Annotated in this window: 12 protein-coding genes; 7 read left to right on the forward strand and 5 right to left on the reverse strand. The window is 73.7% G+C overall.

From position 1 onward, the window contains the following. Positions 1 to 139: 139 nt before the first annotated feature. The gene (locus ACIRQF_RS04185) at positions 140 to 805 is read right to left on the reverse strand and encodes a Tat pathway signal sequence domain protein (RefSeq protein WP_404088687.1); all 666 of its coding nucleotides are present in this window, start codon (positions 803 to 805) and stop codon (positions 140 to 142) included. Positions 806 to 1,249: 444 nt separating this feature from the next. Between ACIRQF_RS04185 and ACIRQF_RS04190 the strand changes: the two genes are divergently transcribed. The 3 genes from ACIRQF_RS04190 to ACIRQF_RS04200 all read left to right on the forward strand — a co-directional run bounded on the left by ACIRQF_RS04190 (position 1,250) and on the right by ACIRQF_RS04200 (position 3,219). Beyond that, a complete protein-coding gene (locus ACIRQF_RS04190) occupies positions 1,250 to 1,939 on the forward strand; it encodes a TetR/AcrR family transcriptional regulator (protein ID WP_376636783.1) in 690 nt (229 codons plus the stop codon). Between the two features lie 216 nt (positions 1,940 to 2,155). After that, the gene (locus tag ACIRQF_RS04195; protein WP_404088691.1) at positions 2,156 to 2,809 is read left to right on the forward strand and encodes a DUF6230 family protein; all 654 of its coding nucleotides are present in this window, start codon (positions 2,156 to 2,158) and stop codon (positions 2,807 to 2,809) included. After that, positions 2,809 to 3,219 (forward strand): DUF6114 domain-containing protein, encoded by a 411-nt coding sequence (locus tag ACIRQF_RS04200; RefSeq protein ID WP_389751468.1) that lies wholly within the window; start codon positions 2,809 to 2,811, stop codon positions 3,217 to 3,219. The genes ACIRQF_RS04195 and ACIRQF_RS04200 overlap by 1 nt, the downstream gene beginning before the upstream one ends. Positions 3,220 to 3,463: 244 nt before the next feature. On the opposite strand, the gene ACIRQF_RS04205 is transcribed toward ACIRQF_RS04200, so the two are convergent. Continuing rightward, positions 3,464 to 4,492: a zinc-dependent alcohol dehydrogenase family protein gene (locus tag ACIRQF_RS04205; protein ID WP_404088696.1), complete on the reverse strand. Its 1,029-nt coding sequence runs from the start codon at positions 4,490 to 4,492 to the stop codon at positions 3,464 to 3,466. 307 nt (positions 4,493 to 4,799) lie between these two features. Then, entirely contained in the window at positions 4,800 to 5,150 is a 351-nt protein-coding gene (locus tag ACIRQF_RS04210) for a winged helix-turn-helix transcriptional regulator (protein WP_376636779.1), read from the reverse strand. 79 nt (positions 5,151 to 5,229) lie between these two features. On the opposite strand from ACIRQF_RS04210, the gene ACIRQF_RS04215 reads away from it, so the two are divergent. Continuing rightward, on the forward strand, positions 5,230 to 6,126 hold the full coding sequence (locus ACIRQF_RS04215) for an NAD(P)-dependent oxidoreductase (RefSeq protein WP_404088699.1): 897 nt from the start codon (positions 5,230 to 5,232) through the stop codon (positions 6,124 to 6,126). A 70-nt stretch (positions 6,127 to 6,196) separates the two neighbouring features. On the opposite strand, the gene ACIRQF_RS04220 is transcribed toward ACIRQF_RS04215, so the two are convergent. Both ACIRQF_RS04220 and ACIRQF_RS04225 read right to left on the reverse strand, forming a co-directional pair. Then, entirely contained in the window at positions 6,197 to 7,363 is a 1,167-nt protein-coding gene (locus ACIRQF_RS04220) for an alpha-hydroxy-acid oxidizing protein (protein WP_404088702.1), read from the reverse strand. A gap of 104 nt (positions 7,364 to 7,467) precedes the next feature. Continuing rightward, the gene (locus ACIRQF_RS04225; RefSeq protein ID WP_403520902.1) at positions 7,468 to 8,049 is read right to left on the reverse strand and encodes a Type-2Aa cytolytic delta-endotoxin; all 582 of its coding nucleotides are present in this window, start codon (positions 8,047 to 8,049) and stop codon (positions 7,468 to 7,470) included. Between the two features lie 487 nt (positions 8,050 to 8,536). Here ACIRQF_RS04225 and ACIRQF_RS04230 point away from each other — a divergent pair, with 487 nt between their 5' ends. The 3 genes from ACIRQF_RS04230 to ACIRQF_RS04240 all read left to right on the forward strand — a co-directional run bounded on the left by ACIRQF_RS04230 (position 8,537) and on the right by ACIRQF_RS04240 (position 12,396). Then, positions 8,537 to 9,631 (forward strand): molybdopterin-dependent oxidoreductase, encoded by a 1,095-nt coding sequence (locus tag ACIRQF_RS04230; protein ID WP_404088705.1) that lies wholly within the window; start codon positions 8,537 to 8,539, stop codon positions 9,629 to 9,631. A gap of 39 nt (positions 9,632 to 9,670) precedes the next feature. Continuing rightward, positions 9,671 to 11,023 carry a rhodanese-like domain-containing protein gene (locus ACIRQF_RS04235; protein WP_404088708.1) on the forward strand — a complete coding sequence of 451 codons (1,353 nt, stop codon included), beginning with the start codon at positions 9,671 to 9,673 and terminating at the stop codon, positions 11,021 to 11,023. A 191-nt stretch (positions 11,024 to 11,214) separates the two neighbouring features. After that, positions 11,215 to 12,396: a YncE family protein gene (locus tag ACIRQF_RS04240; RefSeq protein WP_404088711.1), complete on the forward strand. Its 1,182-nt coding sequence runs from the start codon at positions 11,215 to 11,217 to the stop codon at positions 12,394 to 12,396. Positions 12,397 to 12,517 lie beyond the last annotated feature (121 nt).

Genomic DNA, 12,517 nt, shown 5'->3' on the forward strand with positions numbered 1-12,517 from the left:
GAGCCGCCCTGTCCGGGAACGGCGCACTCTCCCGGACCACACGCCTTACACGGCGTCACACCCGACGCGGCGCACCTCCGACGGGCAGCATGCTCGACGGCAGCACACTCGGCGAGGTGTCACAGCAGGTGCCCTGACGTCAGTTGACGAACACCACCGGGCTGCCCGCCTGGCTGGTGTCGAGCACCGGGCCGTACTTCGCGGTGAAGTAGCCGCTGCCCGGGCAGGTGCCCGGTCCGCTGAACTTGGTGAACAGCTGGTCGGTGAAGGAGAGCGAGTTGTCGGCGTTGTTCGGCGTCGCCGTGAGGCTGCCGGCCCGGTAGACGCAGGTCGTGACGCCCAGGATCGTGTTGATCTTGAGGGTCGTCTGGATCGGGCCCGCGGCGCCGGCGGAGACGGTGAGCGAGCCGCCGGAGGTGACCGACGCGGCGAACGGGAGGTTGTTGACGGTGATGCTCTGCACGCCGGTCGCGCCGACGATGTTGGTGGTGCAGCTGCTGAGCGTGTGGGCCGTGACCGTCTCGGTGGCGGTGCCGGGCGCCGCGGGGTTGGTGTTGGCCGTGGCGGTGAAGGCGGAGGTGTTACAGGTGATGCCGGTGCTGCCGCCCGCCGTGGTGGCGATCTTCGCCTTGGTCCCGGTGGCCAGCGAGGCCGAGAGGACGTCACCGGAGGCGACGGCGGTGCCGCCCGCGCTTCCGGTGGTCAGGACGTTGCCGGCGGAGGCGGTCGCGGAGGCGGAGGCGGTCACCGCGAGCACGGCGGCGACGGCGGCGCCTAAGGCCGCGGAGAGAGCACGCTTGTCCATGGGGGTTCCTTTCGCACGATGGCGGAGGGTGAGAGAACTCGATGGTCTGCGTGGGTACCCGGGCACGCACGTGCGCGCCCGCAGAGGATCGTCACGAGGGGTGCGCGCCGCGCTGGGGATCACGCACCGGCCCCACCCGGGAGAGCCGCGCGCGGGGGACGGGCACGGGCACTCGGGTGCGGGGTGACAGGTGCGTGGTGACGCGGCTGCGACGGTCGGCGACGCCCACCGCCGGAACGATCCGGCGCCACGGATCTCCTGCGGCGGTGTCGCGATACGGGGTGGAGCGTAATACTCGGTGTGCGGCGCGGTGTGCGGTGGAGGAGCGTCCCGTCCCACGGGGGTGCCCCTGCACCGGTCCGCCCGGCGCACCGAGAGGAAAACCCATCAGGGTTGTAATCCTGACGAGTATGTGACGTCAACAACCGCAGAAGGATGTGGCCGATGACGAGCGTTCGGGGCGCCGAGGGGGAACTGGTCCTACCGGGAGCCCGCACGGGCCGCGAGCCGGAGCGCTCGCTGCGCCCGGGACCGCGCCGGCTCACCCCCGAGGAGGTCGCCTCCCGGCAGCGGGAGCGACTGCTCGACGGAGTGGCCCGCACGGTCGCGGCGAACGGGTACACGGGCGCACGGATCAGTGACATCTGCCGGACCGCCGGAGTGACCCGCCCGGTCTTCTACGAGCTGTTCTCCGGCAAGGAGGACGCGGTCCTCGCCGCGTTCCGGGGCGGCACCCAGACGGTCGTCCGGGCCATGCAGCGCTCGTACGACGAGGCGGGCGGGGCGGTCGCCTGGCCGGTCGCCGTGCGGGCCGGACTGCGGGTGCTGCTCGACCTGCTCGCACAGAACCCGGCGTTCGCGACGATGGCGGTGGAGATCGGTTCGGTGGGTCCGGCGGGCCGTCAGGCACGGGTCGAACTTCTGGCCGGTTTTCGCCGGTTCTTCGCGGACGCCCCACCGGGCCCACCGGGGGTGGCGCGGGCCGAGCTGGTGGACACGGTGGTCGGTGCCGTCCACGCGGCGGTCATCCGGGCGGTGGACGAGGACCGGTTCGAGGACGCCGGCAGGGACCTGTCCGAGCTCCTCGACGTGCTCGTGCACGTGGTCGTGGCGCCGTTCACCGTAGCCGGATGATCCACCCACAACCCTCACTCCGACTGCCTGAGTGATCGTCAACAAGCATTTGTTACCGGGCAGTTGACGACATGTCTCACCGCGCGTACGGTCCTTTTCGGTTCCCTGCGGCACGACTGCCTCCGCACGAGTCCGGGAAGACCCAGGCGGGTTGGGGAACTGTCCGCGCCAGGACGTCGCCGCGCTCCGTTTCCTTCTTCTTGTCAGGAGCACCGCATGGCTCTGTCCTTAGGCACCACCGAGCCCGACTCCCCCCTCCCGCAGGTCGGTTCCGACAGACGCGGCGGGGTGCGCTACCGACGCGCCGCCCTCATGGGCGTGCCCGCCTTCCTCGCCGCCGCCACCCTGGTGGTCCTCACCGCCCAGGGGGCGCTCGCCGCCCAGTTCGCCATCTCCGGCATGCCGTTCACCGTGACAGCGGACAGTCTGGAGGGCACGGGCTTCGGGCAGTTCGGGGCACTGGACAACATGGCCGAGGGAAGCCCTAACGCGGGCGACACCGGCGGCCAGGTCCTGGTCATCGTGACCGCGATCCGCGAGGCGAAGCTCACCAACCTGTGCCAGAGCGTCGAGCTCGGCGGCACCAACCTGGTCATCACCGCCGGCAACAAGGGCACCCCCGTGAAGGCCTCGGGGCTGACCACCGACTCCACCGAGATCTCGGGCAAGCTGGCCGCGTTCGACAACATCGAGATCGGCGGGGACGCCAGCACCTTCGAGAAGCCCCCGATCAAGGGCCCGCTGGGCTCCTTCGGGCAGCAGGCGGACACGGTCGACATCAAGAACGTCCGGCAGAACAACTACGCCACGACCGCTACCCGGTTCACCCTGCCCGACCTGCACATGGGCTTCAGCTCGAAGGGCTGCTGATGGCGGACGCGCCCGGCCGCCGGCACCCCTGGCGGGCGTTCCGGCGCTGGCGCCACCGGCGCCCGTTCGGAGCGGGGACGGCCCTGGCGCTCGGCGGCGCGGAGATCCTGCTGACCCAGCGGGCCAGCGTCTCGGTGATCCTCACGGCCGGCGCCGACAGCCTGGCGGGGTACGTCCTGCCGATGATCATGGTGGTGTGCGGGCTGCTCATCGTGTTCAACCCCCGCCAGCGCCTGTTCTACTCGGTGATCGGCGTGCTCGCCTCGCTCGCGAGCTGGGTGACCTCGAACCTGGGCGGTTTCTTCGTCGGGATGCTGCTCGGCCTGGTGGGAAGCTCGCTGGCCTTCGGCTGGCTGCCCGACCGTCCCCGACGCCGCCACTGGCTGCGGCGGGAACGCCGCACCGCTTAGGTCGCCTCTTTCGGATCAGGCCGGATCAGGGAGCGGGGTCTGGTGCGTGCGATCGCAAGGCGGAGGAGGGAGGCAACGCGGAGCGTTGTGGACCGACGACAACGCGGCGAGCGTGCGTGCCAGACCCCGCGAGCCCGGCAAGATCCGAATGAGGCGGCCTAGGGGGCGTCTCGTCGATCAGACCGGACACCGCGCCGGATCCGAAGGACGAGGGCGGCCGGGCCCGCCGGGGCCCGTCCGGCCCTCAACCGCCGAGCCGGTCCCGGGAGTCGTGGTCGACCGTGACGACGATCTTGCCCACCTGGGCACCGGCCTCGAGGTAGCGGTGCGCCTCGGCGATCCGGTCCAGCGGGAAGGTGCGGTCGACGACGGGCCGGAAGGCCCCCGACCCCAGCCCGGAGGAGACGAACGCCGCGGCGCGCCGCAGCCGCTCCGGGTCGCGGGTGGTCTCGAACAGCGTGTACGTACGCATGTTCAGGGCCGGCATGCCGAGGTCGAAGCCCGGATAGGGGGTCGGCTCGCCGCTCAGCGCGCCGTACACGAACAGGGTGCCGCCGGGGGCGACGACCCTCCCGAGGTCGAGCACGCCGGGCCCGGCGACGGCGTCGAAGACGAACTCGGCACCCCGACCGCCGGTCGCCGCGCGCACCCGCTCGACCAGGTCCTTCTCCTCGTCGACGATCACCTCGGCCGCTCCGGCGGCCAGCAGCGCGGCCTTCTTGGCGTGGGTGCGGGTGGTGGCGATCGGCACGGCGCCGAGGCGCCGGGCGATCTGGATCGCGGCCAGTCCGACGCTGCTGGAGGCGGCGGTGATGACGACCGTGTCGCCCGCGCCCATGCCGCCGACCTGCCCGAGCGCGCCGTAGGCGGTGAGGTACGGCATCCAGACCGCCGCCCCCTCGACCGCGTCGAGCCCCTCGGGCCGGTGCAGCACGGCGGCCGCGGGCACGATCGCGCGCTCGGCGTAGACCCCGTAGGCGTTCATGGAGAACGCGGGGACCACACTGACCCGGTCGCCGGGCGCGAAGCCGGTCACCCCGCCGCCGACCGCCTCCACCGCACCGGCGGCCTCGGCTCCGAGACGGGCGGGGAACTCCCGGACGGCCTCGATGTAGACGCCGCTGCGGAAGAGCACCTCGGCACGGTTGAGACCGATGGCGTCGATACGTACGCGCAGCTCGCCCGGCCCGGGCTCGCCCACCGCCTCGTCCTCGATCCGCAACACCTCCGGGCCGCCGTGCGCATGGAACCTGACCGTCCTGGTGGTCGTCATGTCTCCCCCTCCGGGCCAAACTACGTCGGTCATCGTAGTACGGCGATCATCGTACTTCACGGACTCCCCTGGTCCTGGTCAACCCCGCCCCCGCACGTGCCCGAAACCCTCACCCGTACCCTCCCGGGCTCCGCCCGGCCGTCCTCGGCCCCCCGCCCTGACCCGCCCGAATGCCGCCGGGCCCCGCCCGGACACCGTCCGGCCCTCGTCGCCATACCCACTTTTTTGTGGGTACTTGTCGCGTCGCGCACCCCGGGAGAGGCTGGTGGCAGCCAGGGGAAAGGAGGGTGACGAGGCATCAGGAGCCTCAGGAGGCCGCTTGTCCGGCGGTGAGCCGGTCGAGCCGGCGGTGGCCCCACGCCGAGAGCGCGGCCAACGCCTCGGAGAGCTCGCGGCCGTCGCCGGTCAGCGAGTAGACGGTCTTCGGCGGGACGACGTCGTGCACCTCGCGGTGCACCAGCCCGTCCGCCTCCATCTCCCGCAGTGCCTGGGTCAGCACCTTCTCGCTGATCTCCGGGATCTTCCGGCGCAGTTCGCCGGGCCGGTGCGGGCCGGACTCCAGCAACCACAGCAGCAGGGTCTTCCATTTTCCGTCGATCACGGCGACGGCGGCGGTCACACCGCACACGTCCGTGTCCCGGGCCCGCATGCGCCCCATCGTTTCCGTCCCTCTCGTCCTACGGCCGTGCCGTTTTCCGTATCCGTTCCCGTTCCACCCATGACAAGGGAGTCACGCCATGTCTTCTTCCCCTCTCCTCACGCCGGAGCGTGCCGTCACCGTGATCGGCCTCGGCCCCATGGGCCGGGCGCTGGCCGGCGCCTTCGTTGCCGCCGGAGTGCGCACCACCGTCTGGAACCGCACTCCGGGCCGTGACCGCGAGCTCCTCGCCCAGGGCGCGATCGGGGCTTCGAGCGCCGCGGAGGCCGTCGCGGCGAGCCCGCTGACCGTCGTCTGCCTGGTCAACTACGACGCCTCGGACGCCGTGCTGCGTCAGGAAGCGGTCGCCAGCGCGCTCAAGGGCCGCACCCTGGTGAACCTGACCGCCGACACCCCCGGCCGGGCCCGGGACACCGGGCGGTGGGCCGACGCGCACGGCATCCGCTATCTCGACGGCGCGATCATGACGCCGACCCCGACCATCGGCACGCCGCACGCGGTCCTCATCCACAGCGGCCCCGGGGAGCTCTACCGCGAGCACCGGCCGGTACTCGACGCCCTGGGCGGCACCCACACCCACCTGGGCGAGGACGTCGGCCGGGCCGCGGCGTACGACATCGCGCTGCTCGACATCTTCTGGACGTCGATGGCCGGCTACGTACACGCGCTGGCCGTCGCCGGCGCGGAGGGCATCTCGCCGCGCGAACTGGCCCCGTTCGCCCAGGGCATCGGGGCGATCCTGCCGCCGCTGTTCCAGGAGTGGGCCGAGGACGTGGAGAGCGGCGGCTACTCGGGCGAGGGCAATCCGCTGACCTCCGCCGTGTCGTCGATGACCCACATCGTGCACACCTCGGAGGCCCATGGCATCGACGCGGGGGTGCTGCGCGCGGCCGAGGGACTGGCCCGTCGGACGGTGGGGCTCGGCCACGGCACGGACGGCTTCTCCCGGATCGCGGAGGTCCTCGGCCGGCGCTGAACCGCCGCGACGGCCCTCCGGGCCGCTCCCCCGGGGCCGGGCCCACCGCGCCGCCCCGGGTGCCGCGTCCTCAGAGCCTGCGCAGTGCCCCCTCCGCCCGGAGGTCCGCGAGGGTCGGGTAGCCGTCGACCGCCATGACGAGGTCGGTCTCGGCGAGGAGCGATCGCAGCACGTGGACGACGCCGTCGGCACCGTCGAGGGCCAGGCCGTAGGCGTACGGCCGGCCGACGGCGACCGCGGTGGCGCCGAGGGCGAGGGCCTTGACCACGTCGGCGCCGCTGCGGACGCCCGAGTCGAAGAGCACGGGAAGTCCGTCGGCGGCCGCCACGACGTCCGGGAGGGCGTCGAGGGCGGGCAGGCCGCCGTTCGCCTGGCGGCCACCGTGGTTGGAGCAGTAGACGCCGTCCACCCCGCCGTCCCTGGCCCGGCGGACGTCCTCGGGGTGGCAGAGGCCCTTGAGGATGAGCGGCAGGCTGGTGAGGGAGCGCAGCCAGGGCAGGTCGTCCCAGGTCAGCGGGTTGCCGAAGATCCCCGTCCACTCCAGGACGGCGGCCTGCGGGTCCTCCTCGGGCGCCTTGGCGAGACGGGCCCGGAAGACCGGGTCCGAGGTGTAGTTGGCGAGGCAGTGGCCGCGCAGCTGGGGAAAGTTGGCGGTGGCGAGGTCGCGGGGGCGCCAGCCGGTGACCCAGGTGTCGAGGGTGACGACGATGCCACGGAAGCCGGCCGCCTCGGCGCGTCGCACGAGGCTCTCGGCGAGGGCGCGGTCGGTCGGCGTGTACAGCTGGAAGAAGCCGGGGGTGTCGCCGAACTCGGCGGCCACCTCCTCCATCGGGTCCACGGTCAGGGTGGACGCGATCATCGGTACCCCGGTACGGGCCGCGGCGCGGGCGGTGGCGAGGTCGCCGTGGCCGTCCTGGGCGCACAGGCCGATGACGCCGACGGGCGCCATGAGCAGGGGGCTCGGCAGCCGTATTCCGAACAGGTCCACCGAGAGGTCGCGTCGGGCGGCGCCGACCATCATGCGGGGCACGAGGCCCCACTGCCGGAACGCCTCGGCATTGGCGCGCTGGGTGTGTTCGTCGCCCGCGCCGCCGGCGACGTAGGACCAGAGGGAGGCCGGGAGCGCGGCCTCGGCCCGCTGTTCGAGCTCGGCGAAGGCCATCGGCAACTTCGGCAGGGTGCCGAAGAGCCCGTTGAGGTAGATCTCGTTCTGGTAGTCGCCGAACCGCTGGTTCATCGGGTGCTTCGCCTTTCCGCAGGGCTACGGTTGCGGACGGACGCTACCGCTCGGTAGAGGCGCGGGGCCATGGCCCGGGACGGCGGGCCGTGACGAGGTGGGGATCACGCGGGGGTGAGCGCGAGCTCCTGGCGGACGACGATCGCGTTGAGGCGGATCGCGAACGGGGCGATGTCGGTCATCTGCAGCGCGCCGACGCGGGCCTTGTCGAGGCCGACGGTGACGTCGATGCAGAAGGCGACGGCGTACAGGTAGGCGCCGGTCTCCTCGTCCTGGAGCGCGAAGAAGACGTCCCGGTAGTAGCGGGTGCGGTCGGCGCCCACCTCGTAGTACGAGAGCCCGGGCAGGCCCTCCTGGTCGGCGAGACCGGTGAAGGCGCTCACCAGTTCGCGTTCGATGGTGTCCCAGAACGAGGCCTCCGCCGCCTCGGGCGGCAGGGCCTGGCGCACCGCCTCCTTGAGGGAGAGCACCATGACCAGGACCGGGGCCTCCTCCTGCAGCCCCCAGCCACGGACCATCTTCACGATGTCGCTGCCGGGCAATGCGGCGGCGGCATCGCGGATGTGGTCGAAGTCGTAGTTGACGGTGGCGGGTGCGATGGCCGTCTGGAAGGCGTGACCGAGGGCCTCCGCCTGGGCGAGGTGGGCCGGGCCCACCTCGATGACCGTCTTGAAACTGGCGCCCAAGACTCCTCCTTAAACATTCTGTTGATCAAGGAGGGGTCAGTATGCCGCAGGAGGGGGCGGGCGGAGGAGGGGGGTCCGGCAGCCGGATGACGCCGACCCGGCCGAGGGCGCGGGGAGAGCGCGACGGGAGCACGGGGCACGGGAAAGCGCGAAGGGAGCACGGGGCACGGGGCGCGGGGCGGCGAGCCTGATGGGCGGCCCGCCCGCGAAGGGCCCGGACACACGACAGTCCCCGGCGATCCTCGTCGTTCCCGGGTCGTCGGTCGTCGCCGACGACTCGGTCGCCGCCAGGATCTGCCGGGGGCCTGGCCAGAGCCGAGATCGGGTCACGCGGGCCTTCGGACGTCTCCGTCGGCGGGTGCGGCTCTCTCCGGTTGTCCGGTGTACGGACGAGTCTCCTCCCTATTCGACGCATGTCAATAGCTTTGGCCTCATATCAGGTAATTCGCGAGAAATGACGGAACTCCGGGCGTAGCCTGGAGAAACCATGTGCGCCTCCGTACTCCCCCGCGGGCCGGGCGCCACCGCCTGGTCCCCCGAGACGGTGACGGCCGACCCGTACAACGCCCAGACACCGTCGGCCGCTCTGGCCGCACCGGTCACACCGGCCGGCGCCCTCTTCGTCCGCGACCACTTCGCCGTCCCGCGCACCCCGCCGGGCGCGTGGCGGCTGCGGGTCGAGGGCGCCGTGCGCACCCCGTACACCCTCGACCACGCCCGGCTGGCCGCCCTTCCCCACCGGGAGCTCGACGTCGTCCTCGAATGCGCGGGCAACGGGCGCTCCAGGATGAGCCCGCAGCCGCGCGGACTGCCCTGGGAGCAGCGGGCGGTCGGCTGCGTCCGCTTCGCCGGGGTGCCGTTCCGGCTGCTCGCCGAGCGGGCCGGGGTGGCGCCGGGGGCGGTCGAGTGGGTCTTCACCGGGGCCGACTCCGGGACGGTACGGGGCCGGCGGACCGCGTTCGAGCGGAGCCTGCCGCTCGCGGTCGCGCTGCACCCCGACACGCTGCTCGCCACCCGGCTCGACGGGGCGCCGCTCACCCCCGAACACGGCGCTCCCGTGCGGCTCGTGGTCCCCGGCCGCTTCGCCGTGGCCGACGTCAAGTGGCTGACCGGGGTGCGGGCGGTCACCGAGCCGTTCGCGGGACCGTTCCAGACCGAGGAGTACGTGTACGTCGACGCCGACGGCACCGCGGGCGGGCCCGTCGCCGGGCTGCGCGTCAAGTCGTTGATCACCTCTCCCGAGCAGGACGACGACCTGCGGCGCGGCCGGGAGACCGTGCTGCGGGGGCATGCCTGGACGGGCGACGGAGAAGCGGTGCGGCGAGTCGAGGTGCGGACCGTGCACGAGGACGAGCCGGACGCGGAGGCGGACCCGTGGCGGGACGCGGTCCTGGCGGAGCCCTCGGGGCCGTACGCCTGGACGGACTGGTCCGCCGCGTGGACCCCGCGCGCCCCCGGCCGCTACCGGATCCTCGCCCGGGCGACCGACGCGCGCGGCGAGGTCCAGCCGCCGCGGGCCCCGTGGAACGCCGGCGGCTACGGGTGCAATCCGGTCGCCGCCGTCGAGGTGGTCGTCGTTTGAACCGCAGCGGAGCTGCGGGCGGGCCGGGAGGTGCGGGACGTGCACGAGATCGAGGTCATGACCACCGCGTCGCTCGGCGACACCAGCTATCTCCTCGTCAGCGGCGACGAGGCCGCCCTCGTCGACCCGCAGCGGGACAGCTGGGAACTGATCGAACGGTGCGCCGACGCCGGGGTGCGCATCCGGTACGCCCTGGAGACCCACGTCCACAACGACTACGTCTCCGGTGCCCTGGAGGTACGGGCCGCGACCGGTGCCACCGTGGCCGGTCCCGCCCGTGCGCCCTACGCCTTCGCCCATCTGGCGCTCGCGGAGGACGACGAGATCACCGTCGGGGACGTCACCGTGCGGGCGATGGAGACCCCAGGCCACACCGCCGAACACACGGCGTACCTCGTCCTCGACGACCCCGAAGGCCCGCCCGCGGCCGTCTTCACCGGCGGCAGCCTGCTCGTCGGCGGCGCGGGCCGCACCGACCTCTCCGGCGCCGCGCACACCGAGGAGCTGGCCCGTGCGCAGTACCGCTCGCTGCACCGGCTCACGCGCCTGCCGGACGCCACCCGCGTGCTGCCGACGCACGGTGCGGGCAGCTCCTGCACAGCCGGTCCGGTGACCCGGGGGCACGGCCGGACGACGACGGTCGGCGACGAACGGCGCGCCAACCCGGCCCTGACGCCGCGCGACGAGACCGCGTACGTCGCGGCGCGCGCCACCGGCCTGCCGCCGTACCCCGCGTACTACCGCCACATGGCACCCCTCAACCGCGCCGGTCCCGCGGTCCTCGGCGGCGTGCCCGTGGCACGGCGGCTGTCGCCCGCCATGGTCGCGGGGCTCGCCGGCGAGGGTGCGCAGATCGTCGACGGGCGCGGCCGTGCGGCCTTCGCGGCGGGACACGTGCCGGGGGCGCTCTGCGAGGAGCTGGACGAGCGCTTCGCGAGCCTGGTCGCCGAGGTCGTCCCCTTCGGCACCCGCCTCGTCCTGGTCCTGCCCGCCCCCGAGGAGGCGTGCGAGGCCGAGGCCATGGTCCAACTGCTCCGCATCGGCTACGAGAACGTCGCCGGCGTCCTCGAGGGCGGGACGGACGCGTGGGCGGCGGCCGGCCGGCCGCTCCGCTCCTTCCGCACGGCCGACGCCGCGGAGCTGGCCGCGCGGCTCGACGAGGTGCCCGCCCTCGACGTGCGCCCGGCCCGCCCCGACGGGGGCGTCCCCGGCACCCTGGCCATCCCCCTGGCCGACCTGCCCGCACGCGTCGGCGCGCTGCCCCGCGACCGCGAGATCTGGACCTTCTGCGACACCGGGCGCCGGGCGACGATCGCGGCGAGCCTGCTGGACCGGGCGGGCATCCGGGTCCGAGCGGTCACCCACGGCGGCGCCGCCGCCCTCCCCCACTGACCGGCCCCGCCCCCTCGGAACGGATCGGCGGAGCGCGTGGTGCCCGGGGGGCGGTCGGGTGGCGACCGGTGGGTCGGCCGATCGGATGACCCCGGGGCCGCCGAGGCGGACGGAGCATGGGAGGCGGAGGCGGACCGAGCTGCAGGCCCGGTCCCGCGCCGTGACCACCAGCCACCCCGGGAGCCCCGCCGATGAACCGAACCCGCGCCCTCGCCGTGCTGGCCGCGGCCACCGCCCTGCTCGCCGGCTGCGCCCGGGGCGGCGGCACCCCCGCCGAGTCGGCGGAGAGCCGGCCGGTCACGGCGTCCGCACCGCCGACCACGTCCCCCTCCCCCGCCGGCCCCACCCCCGAGGGGACCCTGCTCGTCGCCGACTTCGGCTCCGACACGGTCACGTTCGTCGACCCCGCCCAGGGCCCGCTCGCGTCCGTCGAGGTCGGGACCGCTCCGTACGGCCTCGTCGTCGGCGCCGACGGCCGGGCCTGGGTCGCCACTGCCGAGGGCGTGGCCGTGGTCGACACCGGGACCCGTACGCGCCTCGCGCTCGTCCCGTACCGGACCGCCACCGGCCCCGTGACCACCGGCGAGTACCGCAGCGGCGGCATGGGCATCGCGCTCTCCCCGGACGGGCGCCGGGTCTACGTGGGCGTCAACGTGCCCGGCGGCAACGGCACCCTGGAGGTGATCGACACGACGGCCCTCCGCGTCACCGACCGGGTGCCGGTCGGCCGGCGCCCCTTCGACGTGGACGTCTCGCGCGACGGCTCCGAGGTGTACACGACGAACCACGACTCCTTCGACGTGACCGTGGTCCACGCCGACAGCCTGCGCACCCGCCGGATCGAGGTCGCCCCGTACGGCACGGAGGGCGGGCTCGGCTCCTGGCTGAAGCCGCACTACGCGGCCGTCTCGCCCACCGACGGACGCCTGCTGCTGCCGTTCGAGGGCGAGCGGCTCGTGGTGGTCGACCCGCGCACGGGACGCCAGGAGATCCGCCCGATGACGGCCGACACCCACCAGCACGGGGTCACCGTCACCCCCGACGGCACCCTCCTGACGGTCGGCACGGGACCGATCGACCCGGACACCGACCGGGGGCCGTCGCTGACGGTGCGCACGCCGGACGGCAGCGAGCGCGTGATCCCGCTGGACGGCCCGCACGAGGACGTCGCCGTCTCCGCAGACGGCCGGACCGCGTACGTCACGGGCGGGTTCACCCGCGACGGCTTCTGGGACGGTCTGACGGTCGTCGACCTCACCGACGGATCGACCCACCGCCTGCCGGCCGGATCCCGCCCCCTGGGCATCGCGGTCCTCCAGGGTGTCCTGCCCGTCACGCCGGGCTCGCGGAGTCCGGCCCCTGATCCGGCCTGATCGACAGGACACCTCCTGGCCCCGCGCCGGTCCGCCCTCGGCCGCAGCCCGTGCAGGACGGCACGCCCCACCGGGCCGTCGCCCGCAGCGCCTCGCCGCCCACCCCGCCCCCCTGTCACCG

It is taken from the genome of Streptomyces sp. NPDC101191, from assembly GCF_044767915.1.
In the GTDB taxonomy this organism is placed as follows: Bacteria; Actinomycetota; Actinomycetes; order Streptomycetales; family Streptomycetaceae; genus Streptomyces.